Origin of the sequence: Ensifer sp. CCNWLY38 (assembly GCF_037120565.1) — a bacterium.
Lineage (GTDB): Bacteria > Pseudomonadota > Alphaproteobacteria > Rhizobiales > Rhizobiaceae > Ensifer > Ensifer adhaerens_H.
Map to the genome: position 1 here is coordinate 95,641 of NZ_JBBBBO010000012.1, position 15,860 is coordinate 111,500.

The window sequence follows — 15,860 nt, forward strand, 5'->3', positions numbered from 1 at the left end:
CGGTCGTGCCCCTGCCTACATGCATCATCGAACCTTGGGCCATACTGGAGAGCAATGATGATCTTGGACGCGGCGCGACTTTCGCTTGCCAACCTCCTTGCGCCCGATACCCGATCGGTTTTCTGGAAAGTCCTGGGACTGACGATCCTGGCGCTTGTGGCGCTCTGGTTTGCCGTGCGCGAAGTGTTTGTCTGGCTGGCGCTGCCGTGGATCGATACGCTGATGCCGGGCACGCCGATCTGGGCCGGTTGGCTGACCTTCGTCGTCGGCATCTTCGCGAGCCTCGGACTGGCGCTCGCATTGGCTTTGCTCCTCGCTCCCGTCACCGCTCTGATCGCCGGTTTCTTCCTCGATGATGTCGCGGAGGTGATCGAGAAGCGGGATTATCCGAACGAGCCGCAGGGCCGGCCGCTGCCGCTCGGCGAGGCGATCGCCGGCTCACTGAAGTTTCTCGGCGTCGTCATCCTCGGCAACCTGGTGGCACTCTTCCTGCTGTTCGTTCCCGGCGTCAATCTCATCGCCTTCTTTCTCGTCAACGGCTACCTGCTTGGACGGGAGTTCTTCGAGTTCGCGGCGATGCGCTATCGTGCGCCGGCGGAGGCACGGCTCTTCCGTGAGAAGCACCGCTCCACCGTGTTTCTCGCCGGCCTTCTGCTCGCTGCCTTTCTGTCGGTGCCCTTCGTCAATCTTTTGACGCCGCTTTTCGCCGCCGGTCTGATGGTGCATCTGCACAAGCGGCTTTCGGCAAAGGATCCCGGATTTTCGCTGTCGGGCGGTGCTGCGGCGAAGGCCTGAGAGGCTCTTGCTTGACATGATGCCGGCTATGGCCAATCTGCCGGCAAAATCCCATTGTGCTGCGCGGGCGCGCCGGCGCGTGGCTGGACGGAGTTGGCGGACATGAACAAGACGGACGAACGGATCACCCACCTCGAGGAAACTGTGGCCCATCAGGCCAAGACCATCGAGGAACTTTCCGATCAGCTCGCCGAGCAATGGAAGGTGGTGGAGCAGACCCGCGCCAAGCTCGACCGGCTGACCGAGCGTTTCCTGTCGCTCGAGGAGCAATCGCTCGATGCGCCGGCGATCACCCGGCCGCCGCACTACTGATTGCCTGAGCGGCACGTATCCAAAGAAAAGGCCGCCGGTCCAACGAACCGGCGGCCCTTCTGTTATCTGATGGCGAGCCTTAGTAGGGGCAGGCTTCGTCGCTCATGTAGTCGTGAACCTGGACCTTGCCGGCAATGATTTCGGCTTTCACTTTTTCCACGGCATCGAGCATTTCAGGCGTGATCAGCGCCTTGTTGTTGTCGTCGAGCGCGTAGCCGACGCCATCTTCCTTGAGGCCGAGGTTGGAAATGCCGAACTCGAACTTGTCGTTCTTGGCCGCCGTGAAGGCTTCGTAGACGGCGACGTCGACGCGCTTCAGCATCGAGGTCAGAACCTTGCCCGGCTGCAGGCCGTTCTGGTTGGAGTCGACGCCGATGCCGAGCTTGCCGGCATCTGCCGCCGCCTGCAGGACGCCGACGCCGGTGCCGCCGGCTGCGTGGTAGACGACGTCCGAGCCCTGGTCGATCTGCGACTTGGCGATTTCGCCGCCCTTGACCGGGTCGTTCCAGGCGTCCGGCGTCGTGCCGGTGTAGGCTTCCAGAACCTTGACGTCAGCGCCGGTCGACTTGGCGCCGCCAACATAGCCACAGGCGAACTTGTGGATCAGCGGAACGTCCATGCCGCCGATGAAGCTGACGGTCTTCGACTTCGAAGCGAGGCCGGCGAGAACGCCGACGAGGTAGGAGCCTTCCTGTTCCTTGAAGACGACCGACTTGACGTTCGGCTTCTCGACGACCATGTCGATGATCGCGAACTTGATATCAGGATATTCCGGCGCGATCTTCTCGAGCGAAGCCGCCCAGTTGAAGCCGGCCATGACGATCGGGCTGTTGCCGTCGCTCGCAAAGCGGCGCAGCGCCTGTTCGCGCTGGGCATCGTTGGCGATTTCGAACTCGCGGTATTCGACGCCCGATTCCGTCTTGAACTTTTCGGCGCCGTTAAAGGCAGCCTCGTTGAAGGATTTGTCGAACTTGCCGCCGAGATCGTAGATGATCGCTGGCTTGATGTCGGCGGCCAGTGCCGTCGCGGACATCATCGAAAAGGCAAAGAGACCGAGAATGGTTTTTTTCATCGTGCAGCCCTGTTGTCGCTATTGATCTTATTGGGTCCTCCCGCCGGCTCCCTGACGGAACCTGTCTGCGGAACCCACCCCCTTCTCCTTGGGGCTAGGGTGGCGCATCCTTGCACGGTCACGGCAAAAAAACACTCAAAATTTTTCAGATGGTAAAAATTGAAGCCACAGAAGCCGGTACCCGTAAGGCACCGGTTCTGTTGCGCTTTTGAGATCGCCGGCAAGTGTGTGTGCCCATCCGGCGCGGCCTCTGGGTTGTGGCTGTCGCTCTTGCTTTCGACAGGCCCAAAGCGGCGCCCCAGTGTCAGAGCGGGATGAGCAAAAGTGTGTGCGTCTCACCGCCCGCATCCCGCGCCTGCTTACACGAAACGCTCACGCTGATGGTTTGGGTCGTTTCAGCCCAAACACATCGTCCTGTCTAGAGCATCCCGCTCTCGAGTGGAACCACTGGAGGCGGAAAGATGCTCTCGAATCAAAGTGCTAGAGCGTCCTTTGTGCGTTCAGTCGAACGCACGGCGCTCTAGTATCCGATCGGGCAACTCACCCCGGTGCCGCGCAGGCCGCAATAGCCGTTCGGGTTCTTCGCCAGATATTGCTGGTGATAGTCCTCGGCGAAGTAGAATGGGCCGGCCTTGGCGATCTCGGTGGTGATCGTGCCGCCATGGTTGGAATGCTTCAGCGCCGCCTGGAACGTGGTGCGCGCGGCCTTGGCCTCCACCAGCTGCTCGTCGTCATAGGTGTAGATTGCCGAGCGGTAGGTGGTGCCGATATCGTTGCCCTGGCGCATGCCCTGGGTCGGGTCGTGCTCCTCGAAGAAAGTCTTGAGCAGGGTCGCGAGCGGAACCTTCTCGGGATCATAGACGACCAGCACCACCTCGGCATGGCCTGTGAGCCCGGTGGTCGTCTCCTGATAGGTCGGGTTCCGTGTCAGCCCGCCAGCGTAACCGACTGCCGTCACGTAGACACCGGGGATCTTCCAGAGCAGCCGTTCGGCGCCCCAGAAGCAGCCCATGCCAAGCAGGATCTGCTTCGTGCCGTCGGGGTAGGGGCCTTTCAGCGGCCGCCCGGAGACGAAATGCGTCTCGGCCGTCGGGATCGCCTCGTCGCGACCCGGCAGCGCTGTCTGCGCGTCGGGCATGATCGTCTTCTTGTTGAACATGTCGATCAGGAACATCAGCATACTCCTCGTCGGTACGGAGACGGGCTCCGCTAAAAATCAGGCGGCGAAGCGGCCCGCCGCCGGCCGCTTCTTGTAACCGACCATCCACAGAATGAGCGAGAGCAGCGCCAGCACGGCGAAGGCCGGCTGCATCAGCAGCCAATGCAGGACCGCATGCCAGATCGTCTGCGCCGTATCGGAACGCTGTACAAACTGGATCCAGCTTGCCGTGTCGGCGCCCAGCGCCTCCAGGTCGTCGCCAAGCGAGGTCATCACCAGTTCCGATGCGGCGACCGACTGGATCGCGTCGACGGCACCGGCAAGTACGGCGGCAAACAACACGACGGCGCTCGCCAGCCTCAACAGAAACCGCATCGGTCCAACTTTCCCTTCATGTCACTGGTCGCGTCATGTCATGGTCAAGCGCAACGCCCCGGCGGCATCTTCTTCGATCGCAGGGGTCTCGGACAAGGCCCAGTGGCGAAATTATGCGGTGATCGCAGTAGAGCCGAGCCGGCATCTGGACCCTGCCGGGAGCGTGACGCTCGTCTCGACGCAAGAGATAAGCGTGCCGCCTGGTACGCACAATGGGGACGACGGGCCACTCGTTTCACAAGATGTCAACAATCTGTCAGAAAGCAGTTGATCCCAAGCAAATCATCGGTATATAGACGCGCGTCCGCCGGTTCACACCGGTCGACACCGAAGGGCCCCGCCCTTCCCATCCAGCCGGATTGACCATCGGCTGCTGACGGATGGACAGGTGGCCGAGTGGTTGAAGGCGCACGCCTGGAACGCGTGTATACGTGAAAGCGTATCGAGGGTTCGAATCCCTCTCTGTCCGCCATTTTCCTCCCTTGCCATAGCGATCCATATCAGACGTTGCCAACCCGCTTGGCGCCATCACGCAAAAATTCTTCTTGGGCGCGATCCGTTTCGCCTCTCCGTTTCGTCTTCGCTGTGTCCGTAGCAAAGGAGACACGCTGATGACCACGGAACCTGTCACACTCGTCAATCTGTTGAAGGTCGAACCCGGCAAACAGGCGCAATTGATCGCGCTCCTGAAGCGTAACATCGAAACCGTGATCAGCACGCTCGGCGGTTGGCGCACAAGTCGGTTGATCGCCGCCAAGGACGGCGCCAGCGTCATCATCTATTCGGAATGGGAGACGCCGGCGGCCATTGAGGCGATGCGGGCCGACCCTCGCATGAAGGCTTACTTTCCGCAGATCCTGGAACTGGCAAGCCTTGAGTCGATCCTGGGCGAGGCCGTGTTCAGCGATTACAGGTGATGTCGATCCGCCGCCGACGCCCGCCGAAGAGTGGCCGGAAGGCGGCGGACATTTTCTTGGACCGGCGTTATCGTGCCGTCGTCGCCGATGGGCCGACGTCTGGAGATGCGCCCATGGAGCTCGATACATGAACGTGGAAGATTTCGAGGATCGCCTGCGCGAGTTCAGGCCGCGGCTGCATCGTTATTGCGCGCGCATGATCGGCTCGGCCGTGGACGGCGAGGACGTGCTGCAGGATACCTTGATCAAGGCCCTGCAGGCGCGGGCGGACGGTGCGGTCGTGGACAATCTCGAGGGCTGGTTGCTTCGCACCGCCCACAATACCAGCCTCGATTTCCTGCGCCGTCGGTCCAGGCACAAGGTCGTTCCGCTGCGCGATGATCTGGAGGACGCACCGCTGCCTGAAGCGGACATCGTTGCGGTCGGCTTCCACACCTTTCTGCAGCTGCCTGAACTTCAGCGCTGCGCCGTGATTCTCAAGGATGTGCTCGGACATTCGGTCGAAGAAATCGCGGATATTGCCGACTGCACGCCGGCGCTCGCCAAGTCCGCGCTCCAGCGCGGACGCGCCGCGCTCCGGCAATTGGCGGACCGCCCGGACGATATGCGGCTGCCGCTGATGTCCGATGCCAACCGGCAGAAGATGGCGACCTATGTGCGCCTGTTCCAGGGCGGCGATTTCGATGCGATCCGGGCCATGCTCGCCGACGACGTCAAGCTTGAGCTGGTCAACAGGCTGAGGCTGGAGGGCCGTGAGAGCATTGGCCGCTACTTCACCCGCTATGCCGAGGAGACGAGGTGGCGGTTCGCGCTCGGTGCGATCGAGGGGCGTCCGGTCATGCTGGTTTTCGACAGCACCGGTGCCATGGAGAGGCCGGAGCATTTCGTTCTTCTCGACTGGCGCAAGGACGAGATCACTGCGATCCGAGACTTTCTCTTCGCGCCCTATGCGCTTGAAACCGTCGATTGGGTTCGTCTGGCCTAACGCGAAGGGGCCTTCGCTGATTGACCGTCCGATCTCCGCCATTTGTTGACGATTGCGCGGTAGCCGGAATCCCTTGACCGGCATGGCCCCGGCCTCGACCATGCCGAGGAGACCTGGCTGCTATCTGGGGAGCAGGCAGCATGAGCACGGCGAGTGACGCGCGTTTCTGGGACCGGACGTCGCGGCGATACGCCAAGGGGGCGATCGCGGACCCGGCCGGATATGAGCGCACGCTCGACCGTACCCGCTCTCTGCTTCTGCCCGATGACGGCGTGCTGGAGCTCGGTTGCGGCACGGGGACAACGGCGTTTCGGCTCGCAGGCGATGTCCGGGACTATCTTGCGACCGATTTTTCCAGCGAGATGATCGCGATTGCCAGGAAGAGGTATGGCGGCGACTTTGTGCCGAATCTCGTCTACCGCACCGCGACGGCCGAAGCCCTTGCCGGCGAGCGTGCACAATACAATGCGGTCCTGGCCTTCAACTATCTGCATTTGGTGCGCGATCTTTCGGGCACGCTCGGCAGCATCCGTGCCCTGCTCGCATCGAGCGGGCTGTTCATCTCCAAGACGCCCTGCGTCGGGGAGATGAGCCCGCTGATCCGTTTTGGGCTGTTGCCGGCGATGCGCGCGTTCGGAAAAGCGCCCTATGCAGGAACCTTCGGGTTGATCGAGCTGAGCCAGGAGATAACGGCTGCCGGCTTCGAGATCCTGGACATAGAAAACCACGCGACCAAAGGCAACGACAACCGTCCCTATATCGTCGCCCGCAAGCGGTGAGGCGCGGCCGCGGCGGTACGGTTTGTCCGCCTCGGCCAAACTCAACTGCTCTAAACTGACTCGGCCGTCTCTGCCGCATGCGCGCGATGCAGCAGGTCCAAAAACGCCTTTGCTTCCGGAATTGCCGTCGAACCGATGGCACTGACGGCAATGCCCGGCGTCCATGAATTCATGACGGCCGCACCGGAGAGCTCCTTGAGCCGGCTAAGGGTGATTTCCTCCCGGCGCTGCACCACGCCCAGGCGTTCGAGTTGTCGCTGGACCGTGCCCATCATCGTGCCGGTCAGCATCTCGGCCCTCGGCCAGATGACGACTTCACCGTCCCAGAAGACCAGATTCCAGATGCTGGCTTCGCTGAGGTGCCCCTGCCGGTCGATGAAGGCGGCGTCGTCGAAACCCGCCCTGATCGCCTGATGCAGGTAATAGGTCTTGCCGGATTCGCCGACGTGCTTGATCGTAGGGTGTGGTCGCTCGTGCTCGATGACGGCAAGCCGCAGCGGACCCTTCGGGCCATTGGAGGGTGGGCCGATGCGCACGAGAACGGCCAGGTCCCCCTGCATGCTTTCGGCGGTAAACTCGCCGTCCGGTGAAAAGACGGTGACTGTCAGAGACTGGTCCGCCGGACCGGCTTCGATTGCCTGTCTGATGTGGGCGCGCAATTCTTCGTCGGGCAGCGCGCGGCCGAAGAAGGCGAGAGAGGCGTTGCGGAGGCGCTTCAGATGCAGGTCCAGACCTTTGATCTTACGGTTTCTGACCTGAATTGCGGTGAAGTGGGCGAAACCGGCAAAAGCCAAGGGGATCAGGTCGGCAGCGCTGGCGGCGCGGCCGTTGAGTGCTGCGGGATAGAGGCTTGTTTCGTTCGGCATGGTCTTGCTCCCAGGTGTGTTCACATGAAGGAGCCAATAGGTCTAAGGTCTGACAGCGCTGTCAGAGTCAAGGGCGCGACGAAGGGACCGGAATGAGAATAGGCGAGTTGTCGAAACGTACCGGCGTCAGCATTCGGATGCTGCGTTACTACGAGGCCGAAGGGCTGTTGAAGCCTGAACGCACCGAAAGCGGCTACCGCGACTATGATCTGGCGGAGGTGCGAACGGTCGAGCGCATCAAGCTCCTGGGCGCCGGCGGCATGACCCTTCCGACGATCCTGCAGTTCCTGCCATGCGTGCGTGGCGAGGGTCCGATCTTTGAGCCCTGCGACGAACTGCGCGTCACCCTGCGCCACCAGATCCGGCTTGTCGAAGAGAAGACGGAAAAGCTGGCGCAGAGCCGCAGCGTCCTGGAGACTTTTCTGCAGGAGATAGGCGAGCGCTGATCTTTTGCCGGAATCGAGCCACGGCGTGCTGCGGCCGCCCGTTGCTGACCTCGTCAGCGCTTGCGCGACAGGATTGCGACCAAACCCGCTCTGGCGGTCAACCAGAAGTCAGGGCGCGCGGCAAACCGTATGCACCTTTCCTGCTGCCGCCTTAATAGACGTCGGTCTTCGATCGACTGATGTAAAAACCGTGGCCGTCACCGCGCTCGCAACTGAGCCCGGTTTTGCTGGACCGACAGCTAAACGGCCCCTTCTTCCAGCTGTTGCCGTAGCTCAGGATATGTGAGCCGTCGCAGCATGCTGTATCGCCGGCGTTCTGCAATCGTCGGGCCTTGCCCGCGTTTCCCAGAATGAACCTCTGATAGGTCGGTTCGATGCGGTCACAGCCAAGTTCCGGGCCGCCGTCCTCCGGGACATAAACATCGGAGCCACCGGCTGGCGTGTATTGGCAACCGATGTTGCCGGTCGGCATGTTGAAGTAAATCAGACCGCCATCGGCGGGGAAGTTCTGCTCTGCTGCATTCCCGTCGAATGCGATGAGCGCGGCGACCGCGAACACAAAAAAGCGCATCATTCGAGCTTTGGCCCCTGACCTTTGTCGATCCCGCAAAGTGCAGCAAGTAAAACATATCAGCGGGAAATGGGGAAATGGTCTCGGCTCACGACCTGCGGTCGACGGCACGGCGCCGTGGGACAAATTGGCTCTGAGCCTGTCGGGGAGGACTTCAATAGTTAGCTGTTGCGCTAAGTGTTTGGCTGTGATACTTAGCCTTATGGAACAGTATTCTGACCGATTGGACGTGATCTTTCAGGCGCTCGCCGATCCCACCAGGCGCGCCGTGCTTTCGCGGCTTGGCGGTGGCCCTGCAAGCATCAGCGATCTCGCCAGACCCTTCGATATGGCCCTGCCGTCCTTCATGAAGCACATCCACTTCCTGGAAGGTAGTGGTCTGATCCGCACCCACAAGCAGGGCCGGGTGCGAACCTGCGCCATCGAGAAAGCGCAATTCGCCGTGGTCGAGACCTGGCTTTCGGCGCAGCGCGCGCTCTGGGAAGGCCGTGCCGACCGGCTGGAAAAATTCGTCACTGAACACGAGGAGGAATGACATGATCCGCTCTCCAGATCCCGAACTCGACCTGACGATGGCACGCATCATCAAGGCGCCGCGCTCCACCGTCTGGCGCGCCTGGACCGATCGGGCCCGGCTTGAGCAATGGTGGGTTCCGGCACCGGCAATATGCAAGGTGATCGATATGGACCTGAAACCGGGCGGCAGCTTCGTAACCCGGATCAGCGAAGGCGGCGGCGAGTTCGTGCCGCATATCAATGCCTGTTTCCTCGCGGTCGAAGAACTCTCGCGTATCGTCTTCACCGACACGCTCGTTGCCGGCTGGCGGCCAGCCGAGACCGCCTTCATGACGGCAATCATCACGCTCAGCGATCATCCGGCCGGCACTGAGTACGCCGCTCATGTGATGCACCGCAACGGCGCGGACCGGAAGATGCACGAGCAGATGGGTTTCCACGACGGCTGGGGAACGGTTGCCGAGCAGCTGGCCCGCCTCGTCGAGCAGGCCCACTGAGGAGACGCGACATGCGCAACATCGTCCTGCAGATGATGACGACGCTCGATGGCCGCCTGGACGATCCGCTTGCCTGGATGGGCACGGTGGTCAACGAGCAGTACCGGGCGATCGACCGGCTCTATGCCGGCTACGACACGGTTCTCGTCGGCCGCACCACCTATGAGGAAATGGTCGGATACTGGCCCGGCGCGCTGAACGATGCGGTCAACGGCGAGACCAATCGCGTCATGGCCAAACGCATGCACGACTCCCGCAAGATTGTGTTCTCCCGCACCGGTGAGCAGGCAATCAGCCCCTGGCACAATGCCGAACAGGTCGTGGCTGCCGACGACGCCGCACTTTCGCGCTACCTGATGGACCTGAAGGCTGAGCCCGGCGGCGATATCCATCTCTCGGGCGGCGCCAGCCTGGCGCAGACGGTGATCGGCCTCGGGCTGGTCGATCGCTACCACTTCTTCGTCTATCCCGTCATCTCGCCGGGTGAACCGTGGTTCTCCCGGCTGAGGGATAAGAACGAACTGCAGCTGATCGGCAGCGAACACTACGACAACGGTGTCGTCGGACTTCACTACGCAACCGTGCCCGACCCCAGGTCGGAGCGGCCGAAGAGCTTCTCCGAGCTCATTGCCTAAAGCAATTCCAGGAAAAGTGCGAAGCGGTTTTCCGTCCGGAATTGCGTCTGCCAAATGCAGCAATTCCAGGAAAAGTGTGAAGCGGTTTTCCGTCCGGAGTTGCGTGTTGCTGGAATCAGTCTCCGCCTCGCAGGGCGGAGAGCAGCCGATCGTAGGTCGGAGCCAGCCGCCGCAGGGCTTCCGCGGCTTCCGCATCCCTGCGCAGGACAAGCGGATATTGCAGCGCGCCGATGAGTTGCGCCTGTTCGCCGGCAATGGCGGCGGACTTGGCAAAGCCGGCGCGCTTGAGGCAGGTTGCGGCGTCAGCCGCACGGCGGGCGCCGACGCGAACGGCGAAATGGATCAGGTGCGCCCGCAAGCCCTTGTCGCAGCCATCCTCGATGCGCGCCGCCAGCGCTTCGGCGGCCCCGGCATTGCCGAGGCTCTTAGGCGGCATCGGTCGATCCGTAACCATCGACAGCCAGTGGATCGCAGCCGGAATCGAGGCCCGGATTGCGTCCACCTCCGAGACCTCCGCCACCCGCGAAAAGCCTGACCGCATCGTGAAGGAATCACCGTAGGTGAGCGTCTTCGCACTCCAGGCGGCCATGAAATCACTGATCGGCAGCGAGGCGTAGGGGTAGCCCTGCGGGTCGTGCATCAGCACCCGCTCCTCGTCGAGCGCGAGGACCACGACATAATGGTCGGCCTCGATCGGCCCGGTCATGCCGGGTTGATGGCGGAGTTGTCCCATTTCCACCGGCCCGACCCAGACCGGGCCATCCTTCAGCGCCGACCGGAGGCGAGAAAGCGCGTCCTCGGCATCGTCACCTTTGCTGACTTCCGAGGTCCAGCCGAGCGCGGCAAGCGCGCCGTCGAACCCGGCGTCCGGGTCCCAGCCATAGGGGTCGAAGAACGGCAGCGAGCCGCCGATGAGCTGCATGCCGAACGGGCTGCTTGTGGCAAACTCGATGACGGCAGTCGAAGGGGTCTGTTCGCCGAACATCATGGCGAAGGAGTTGGCATAGCAATAGGGGCCGGAGCCCACATAGGGAACGTGCTGCATGGGTTGAAACCTTGGGTGATCGAGGAGAGATGTGAAGAGGTTTGCTCTTTTCAAAGCAGCTCCAGGAAAAGTGTGAAGCGGTTTTCCGTCCGGAGCTGCGGTATTCTAAGGCACGATCGGATAGGCCACGTCGAAACGGGTGCTGCCGCTGCCGGGGTAGATTTCATAGGGACTGCCGAAGCAGTTGAGATCGTTGCTGTGCTCGAACCAGGCCTCGATCGCGTCATATATACGAAGCACGGCCGGAAAGGTCTCGAACGTCTTGGGCACCGGCAGGAATGCTTCGCGCCCAGCCGGCTGAAGGCGTATGCGCAGATCACCTGACGGTTCGAGGCTGCCGGTATAGCCGATCGCGACCTCGACGAGGCCCTTGCCGTCATGGTTCACGGGCTCGTGGAAATGCAGCGTCATCGGTCCGTCGACTTCCTTGCCGCATTGCGCAAGGTGGCTCCGGATCTCCGCTTCGGCGCTTTCCGTGAAAGCGTCGAGCGCATCGACCGTCACATGACCCTGCCGATAGACGATCTTCGAAGGGGCGGTGTCGCGGACGCGGACAGCTTTGATCAGTGGATCATCGCCGCCGGCTGATTGCCTGATGATCGCCTCTACCAGTTCGCTCTGCTCCTCGAGCCGTTTGGTTTGCACCTCCAGCCAGGCCCGAAGTTCGGTGAGACGCACTTCGGGCTGAAGCTCGATCAGGCGCGCGACCCGGGCGATCGGCAGGCCCAGTTGCCGCAGCCGCGCGATCAGCCGGGCGCGGCCCGCCTGCTCGGCGGCGTAGTAGCGGTAGCCGGTCACCGGATCGACATGGGCGGGCACGAGCAGGCCCTGCTCGGCATAGAGCCGGAGCGCCTTCGGCGACAGTCTTGTGGCGGCGCCGAAGCGGCCGGCGAGGAAGAAAGAATCGGTCATGGGACAAGTCTGGGGCCTGCCCCAGGGGCGAGGTCAAGAGGCATCTTGTCGTCTTTTGGGCAGCTGCCGGATCGTTCGGCTGAATACCCCCCGAAGCAGGCAACCGCTCCGGGAGGTACATGGCAGCTATTGCCTTCCACGTCGGTTCAGGAGCGTCAGTGCCAGGAGCGTGATCGTCGCCATCACCAGGCAGTAGCCGACGAGCGGCCAGGCCGTATCGCCCTTCAGAAACAGCACGGCACCGGTGCCGACGACGGCGACGATCAGGCTCTGGATGCAGAAGTAGAGCGCCACCGCCGTTCCGGCGATCGGGTCGAAGGCCTTCAGCGCACCGTTCGCGGTCACCGAGGCGCCCATGACGATGCCGACGGCGACCACCCACATCGGCAGCACGAAGCTTGCGAAGGAGGGTGTCGTGAAGACTTCGCCGGTGGCAAGCAGCAGCCCGCCAAGGATCAACGCTGCCATGCCGCGCGTGAGGCAGCCGGAAATCCCGTAGCGGCCGACGAAACCCTTGGCGAAGCGCGTGGTCAGGATCATCACCACTGCCGCCGTCGCGAAGGCGAGGCTGAAGCCGAACTGCGAATAGCCCGCGCGATCGATGAGCAGGCGCGGCGCGGTCGAGAAGAACACGAAGAACGCGCCCATCGCCGTGCTGAAGCCGAGCGTATAGGTCCAGAACGCGCCGCTCCTGAGAATGGGCGCGAAGCTGGGCTTCCCGTTACCGGAAGGGATTGGCCGGGTTTCCGACCAGCGCAGCAGCGCCTGGCCGAGCGCGGCAAGACCGAGCACGCCGAGTGTCAGGAAGATCGCCTGCCAACCGAGAGCGCCTGATATCAGCGCGCCGGCGATCGGTCCCAGTGCCGGAACGAAGGACAGCATGGCGCTGAAGAGGCCGTAGATGGTGACGCCTTCCGGACGTGCGCCATAGACGTCTCGCACCGTCGCGAAGGTCGCGACCAGCGCCGCCGAGGCACCCGCCGCCTGCGCAAGCCTGAGTGCCAGGAAGACCGGCGCTGAGGTGGTGGCCGCCAGCAGCAATGACGTCAGAGCAAACAAAGTCGCGCCTCCGAGAAGCACCGGACGGCGGCCGAAGCGATCGGAGAGCGGGCCGAAGAGCACCTGTCCCAGGCCCAGCATGAGCATGTAGAGGCTCAGCGTCAGCTGGACGATTGCCGGCGACGTGCCGAGGATGCCGGGCATTTCCGGCACGACAGGCAGATAGATGTCCATGGCGAGCGACGCCAGGATATCGAAGGGCGCCATCAGCAGCAGAGCCGCCGGCAGCGTATAGGGCCAGGTGGGTGAGTTATGATCGGGCATGATAAAACATCCGCGCAAATGGGTAACATTCGGCCGCGATCTGCCACTTCATCAAATCTTGGGAGTGTGAGCCGACAGACGCCGCAACAACTTTTCAAACCGTTGTTGCGGCTTACCTGGTTGCTGACTCGTCGGTCCTCATGCGGTCATCCGAAGTATTGTTCATCGATCAAACGTCGACGTGCTTAACATCGGGGCCAGGTTTCAACAACCCGGCCGCGTATCATCGCGAAAACCCTGGCCGTCTTTCATCAGGCCTGAGCACCTTCTGCGAACCGAAGCACCGTCTCCCGAAAGAATGCTTCCGCACCCGCATGGGCTTCCGTCGGGGCATGTATGCGGCCACCGCCAAACGCGCTCTGCGCCAGCAGGAATTCGTTGTCGATGAAGTCGAGAATAGGGCGTGGAACGGCGGCAAAGCCCAATTCTCGACTGGAAGCTTTGCGCAACAGGAGATCATCCACGATCTCCCGGACCCCGGACGGGAGGTCGATTTCGGCTATGAGAGTCGGGAAATGCATGGGAGGCACGGCCAGATCGGGACGGCCACGTAACCACCTCAGCGCAGCCGCAGGCCGGAGCGCATAGAAAACCTTCTTCTGGGCAACGTTTTGAGTGTCGCCAAAATAGGTTTTGCGCTGGCGTTCACCCAGATGAAGGTAGTGGCGGCCGATCAGGTCTCGGCTCGCATACCGATGTGCCAAGTCCAGAAAGTGGGTGCGAAACGATGCGGAGCCGCAATAGACGATCGGGGATGTCAGCCATTCGAGGATCACGGCATTGCCCTTGAGCATCAGCTTCAGCGCCTTGCCCAGGTCCCATCCGTTGACGTCGAAGACGCCCTCGAGCGGCGTTTCGATAACGTCTCGCTTGACCCAGGGAGACAGGTAGTCTTCCAGCCGGCGAACGAAGAGGAAGCGGCAGTCATAGTCGCTGTCCGGGGAGGGAAAGCCCCATGCTCGGCTGCCGCTTTCGATCGCGATCGGGATTGCGACATTGTTCTGCCCACGGATCGCTTCAAGCCTCCGATCGATGTTCGTCACGACGTCCGGCGCCATGTTCGGCGCGATAGCCCTCAGTCCCATTTTCAACTTCCGTTCGAATCGATCGAAATATGCGTCTGCGCATGGATCGATAGCGTTTCGTCCGGGAGTTGTCCTGGGGAATTATGGCCTGGGGAATATGGAAAGAGAGTTGGCTTTCGACTTAGCCTGTCGCGCCCGGCTTCGCGGTCAGCCGGTTCTCGACGCTGGCAACACCGATCACCGATGCCGCCGCATCCCCGGCGCAGCCGACGTCCGCTTCGCTCGCGACCTCACCGGAAAGAACGACGAGCCCGCCAAGCGCCATCACCGAAATCCGGCTCGTATCGACCAGGGCGGCATATTGGATGAAGCGCAGCACCTTTTCGGCGAGCGCGTCATCCGTCAGATGCGGATCGTCGTCTCTATGGGCATAAATGGACTTATCTGGCGGCATGGCATGTTCCTCATGCTCTTTCCGAACGCCTGCGGTCTGCGAAGGTTCCCTTGAAAGTGCGCCGCGCTTGCGATCCTGGCGTGAACGCGGTTATTGCTGGCAGTCCCATCCCAAGGCCCGCGCATGTCCGATATCTTCCAGAACGTTCTGCCCATCTTCATCCTGATCCTTGCCGGCTGGCTGTTGGTTCGGTCAGGCTATCTGAAACCGGCTGTCGGCGAAGCGCTCGGGGACTTCGTCTTTCGCGTTGCCGTTCCCGTTCTCTTGTTTCGCACGATTGCGGAAGCGGATTTCAAGGACGGTTCGCCCTGGCCGCTCTGGGTCGCCTACTTCTCCGGCGTTGCCGTCACCTGGACGGTCGGGCATCTGGCTGCAACGCTCATCTTCCGGCGTGACGCACGCATGGGCGTTCTCGCCGGCGTCTCCTCGGCCTTCGCCAACACCGTGTTCATCGGTCTGCCGCTGGTCTCACGCATCGTCGGCGAGGAGGGAATCGTGGCGATCTCCATCTTGCTGTCCGTGCATCTTCCGGTCATGATGATCGCCGGCACGCTGCTGATGGAGCGTGCCGAGCGCCGTGCAAGCGGCAAGCCAGGGCAAAGCCCGTTGCAGCTTCTCGCCGGCGTCGGCCGCAACCTGCTGCGCAATCCGCTGGTCATCGGGCTTGCTTGCGGCGCAGCGTTTCATCTCATCGGCCAGCCGCTTGGCGGACCTGTGAAGACTGTCGTCGATCAGCTTGCCTCGATGGCGGCGCCGGCAGCGCTGATCTCGATTGGCATGGCGCTCGACAAATACGGCCTTGCCGGCAATCTCGGTCTTGCCTCCTTTACGAGTGTGCTGAAGCTCCTCGTCATGCCAGGGGTCGTGTTCACCAGCTGCCACCTGCTTGGCCTCAACGACAACTGGACGACGGCGCTGGTGCTGACATCGGCGGTCCCAACCGGCGTCAACGCCTGGCTGATCGCCAACCATTTCAACGTCGGCCACGCACTCGCCTCCTCGACCATCACGTTGACGACTGCGCTCGGTGTCATCAGCGTTTCGGTCTGGGCCTATCTGCTGGTGTGACTGCTTCGGAATTTCGGGAAGTGTTTCCTCGGGAGGAGCGAAATCCCGTCTATCGATTCGTGTGGCGTGTCGCGTTACCGTGCCCCGCAAATGCAAAAGGCCCGGCGC

At 62.2% G+C, this 15,860-nt stretch carries 20 protein-coding genes and 1 tRNA gene; 11 read left to right on the forward strand and 10 right to left on the reverse strand.

The genetic code is table 11. From position 1 onward, the window contains the following. The first annotated feature begins 57 nt into the window (after positions 1 to 57). Positions 58 to 795: a sulfate transporter family protein gene (locus V7S54_RS24095; protein WP_065372423.1), complete on the forward strand. Its 738-nt coding sequence runs from the start codon at positions 58 to 60 to the stop codon at positions 793 to 795. A gap of 102 nt (positions 796 to 897) precedes the next feature. Continuing rightward, positions 898 to 1,107, forward strand: coding sequence for a SlyX family protein (locus V7S54_RS24100; RefSeq protein ID WP_057248228.1), 210 nt, complete (start codon positions 898 to 900; stop codon positions 1,105 to 1,107). A gap of 79 nt (positions 1,108 to 1,186) precedes the next feature. Here V7S54_RS24100 and V7S54_RS24105 read toward each other — a convergent pair whose 3' ends face one another. The 3 genes from V7S54_RS24105 to V7S54_RS24115 all read right to left on the reverse strand — a co-directional run bounded on the left by V7S54_RS24105 (position 1,187) and on the right by V7S54_RS24115 (position 3,713). After that, the gene (locus V7S54_RS24105) at positions 1,187 to 2,179 is read right to left on the reverse strand and encodes a BMP family lipoprotein (RefSeq protein ID WP_065372034.1); all 993 of its coding nucleotides are present in this window, start codon (positions 2,177 to 2,179) and stop codon (positions 1,187 to 1,189) included. 520 nt (positions 2,180 to 2,699) lie between these two features. After that, positions 2,700 to 3,353: a peptide-methionine (S)-S-oxide reductase MsrA gene (msrA, locus tag V7S54_RS24110; RefSeq protein WP_065372424.1), complete on the reverse strand. Its 654-nt coding sequence runs from the start codon at positions 3,351 to 3,353 to the stop codon at positions 2,700 to 2,702. A 42-nt stretch (positions 3,354 to 3,395) separates the two neighbouring features. Further along, complete coding sequence (locus V7S54_RS24115) at positions 3,396 to 3,713, reverse strand: hypothetical protein (protein ID WP_065372035.1); 318 nt, start codon at positions 3,711 to 3,713, stop codon at positions 3,396 to 3,398. A gap of 382 nt (positions 3,714 to 4,095) precedes the next feature. Between V7S54_RS24115 and V7S54_RS24120 the strand changes: the two genes are divergently transcribed. The 4 genes from V7S54_RS24120 to V7S54_RS24135 all read left to right on the forward strand — a co-directional run bounded on the left by V7S54_RS24120 (position 4,096) and on the right by V7S54_RS24135 (position 6,394). Next, positions 4,096 to 4,185: transfer RNA gene (locus V7S54_RS24120), tRNA-Ser, on the forward strand. 139 nt (positions 4,186 to 4,324) lie between these two features. Continuing rightward, on the forward strand, positions 4,325 to 4,630 hold the full coding sequence (locus V7S54_RS24125; RefSeq protein WP_065372036.1) for an antibiotic biosynthesis monooxygenase family protein: 306 nt from the start codon (positions 4,325 to 4,327) through the stop codon (positions 4,628 to 4,630). A gap of 127 nt (positions 4,631 to 4,757) precedes the next feature. Continuing rightward, positions 4,758 to 5,615, forward strand: a complete 858-nt coding sequence (locus V7S54_RS24130; RefSeq protein WP_336408977.1) for a sigma-70 family RNA polymerase sigma factor — start codon at positions 4,758 to 4,760, stop codon at positions 5,613 to 5,615. Positions 5,616 to 5,755: 140 nt separating this feature from the next. Then, positions 5,756 to 6,394: a class I SAM-dependent methyltransferase gene (locus tag V7S54_RS24135; protein ID WP_065372038.1), complete on the forward strand. Its 639-nt coding sequence runs from the start codon at positions 5,756 to 5,758 to the stop codon at positions 6,392 to 6,394. Positions 6,395 to 6,444: 50 nt separating this feature from the next. Here the strand turns inward: V7S54_RS24135 and V7S54_RS24140 are convergent, their stop codons facing one another. Beyond that, positions 6,445 to 7,260: an aminotransferase class IV family protein gene (locus V7S54_RS24140; RefSeq protein WP_065372039.1), complete on the reverse strand. Its 816-nt coding sequence runs from the start codon at positions 7,258 to 7,260 to the stop codon at positions 6,445 to 6,447. A 92-nt stretch (positions 7,261 to 7,352) separates the two neighbouring features. On the opposite strand from V7S54_RS24140, the gene V7S54_RS24145 reads away from it, so the two are divergent. Beyond that, on the forward strand, positions 7,353 to 7,706 hold the full coding sequence (locus tag V7S54_RS24145; RefSeq protein WP_336408976.1) for a MerR family transcriptional regulator: 354 nt from the start codon (positions 7,353 to 7,355) through the stop codon (positions 7,704 to 7,706). A gap of 151 nt (positions 7,707 to 7,857) precedes the next feature. Here V7S54_RS24145 and V7S54_RS24150 read toward each other — a convergent pair whose 3' ends face one another. Further along, positions 7,858 to 8,280: a DUF6636 domain-containing protein gene (locus V7S54_RS24150; RefSeq protein ID WP_141679250.1), complete on the reverse strand. Its 423-nt coding sequence runs from the start codon at positions 8,278 to 8,280 to the stop codon at positions 7,858 to 7,860. A gap of 199 nt (positions 8,281 to 8,479) precedes the next feature. Here V7S54_RS24150 and V7S54_RS24155 point away from each other — a divergent pair, with 199 nt between their 5' ends. The 3 genes from V7S54_RS24155 to V7S54_RS24165 are packed head-to-tail and all read left to right on the forward strand — an operon-like array spanning position 8,480 to position 9,925. Beyond that, positions 8,480 to 8,812 carry an ArsR/SmtB family transcription factor gene (locus V7S54_RS24155; RefSeq protein ID WP_065372040.1) on the forward strand — a complete coding sequence of 111 codons (333 nt, stop codon included), beginning with the start codon at positions 8,480 to 8,482 and terminating at the stop codon, positions 8,810 to 8,812. Position 8,813: 1 nt separating this feature from the next. Beyond that, positions 8,814 to 9,290, forward strand: a complete 477-nt coding sequence (locus tag V7S54_RS24160; RefSeq protein WP_065372041.1) for an SRPBCC family protein — start codon at positions 8,814 to 8,816, stop codon at positions 9,288 to 9,290. A gap of 11 nt (positions 9,291 to 9,301) precedes the next feature. Continuing rightward, entirely contained in the window at positions 9,302 to 9,925 is a 624-nt protein-coding gene (locus V7S54_RS24165; protein WP_065372042.1) for a dihydrofolate reductase family protein, read from the forward strand. Between the two features lie 115 nt (positions 9,926 to 10,040). Here the strand turns inward: V7S54_RS24165 and V7S54_RS24170 are convergent, their stop codons facing one another. The 5 genes from V7S54_RS24170 to V7S54_RS24190 all read right to left on the reverse strand — a co-directional run bounded on the left by V7S54_RS24170 (position 10,041) and on the right by V7S54_RS24190 (position 14,684). Then, positions 10,041 to 10,970 carry a hypothetical protein gene (locus tag V7S54_RS24170; protein WP_065372043.1) on the reverse strand — a complete coding sequence of 310 codons (930 nt, stop codon included), beginning with the start codon at positions 10,968 to 10,970 and terminating at the stop codon, positions 10,041 to 10,043. A gap of 105 nt (positions 10,971 to 11,075) precedes the next feature. Next, positions 11,076 to 11,882, reverse strand: coding sequence for a MerR family transcriptional regulator (locus V7S54_RS24175; protein ID WP_065372044.1), 807 nt, complete (start codon positions 11,880 to 11,882; stop codon positions 11,076 to 11,078). Between the two features lie 126 nt (positions 11,883 to 12,008). Further along, positions 12,009 to 13,205, reverse strand: a complete 1,197-nt coding sequence (gene cml / locus V7S54_RS24180) for a CmlA/FloR family chloramphenicol efflux MFS transporter (protein ID WP_065372045.1) — start codon at positions 13,203 to 13,205, stop codon at positions 12,009 to 12,011. A 251-nt stretch (positions 13,206 to 13,456) separates the two neighbouring features. Further along, positions 13,457 to 14,248, reverse strand: coding sequence for a nucleotidyltransferase domain-containing protein (locus V7S54_RS24185; protein ID WP_234792837.1), 792 nt, complete (start codon positions 14,246 to 14,248; stop codon positions 13,457 to 13,459). A 163-nt stretch (positions 14,249 to 14,411) separates the two neighbouring features. Further along, positions 14,412 to 14,684 carry a BON domain-containing protein gene (locus tag V7S54_RS24190; RefSeq protein WP_065372046.1) on the reverse strand — a complete coding sequence of 91 codons (273 nt, stop codon included), beginning with the start codon at positions 14,682 to 14,684 and terminating at the stop codon, positions 14,412 to 14,414. 123 nt (positions 14,685 to 14,807) lie between these two features. On the opposite strand from V7S54_RS24190, the gene V7S54_RS24195 reads away from it, so the two are divergent. Then, positions 14,808 to 15,752 carry an AEC family transporter gene (locus V7S54_RS24195; RefSeq protein ID WP_065372047.1) on the forward strand — a complete coding sequence of 315 codons (945 nt, stop codon included), beginning with the start codon at positions 14,808 to 14,810 and terminating at the stop codon, positions 15,750 to 15,752. Positions 15,753 to 15,860 lie beyond the last annotated feature (108 nt).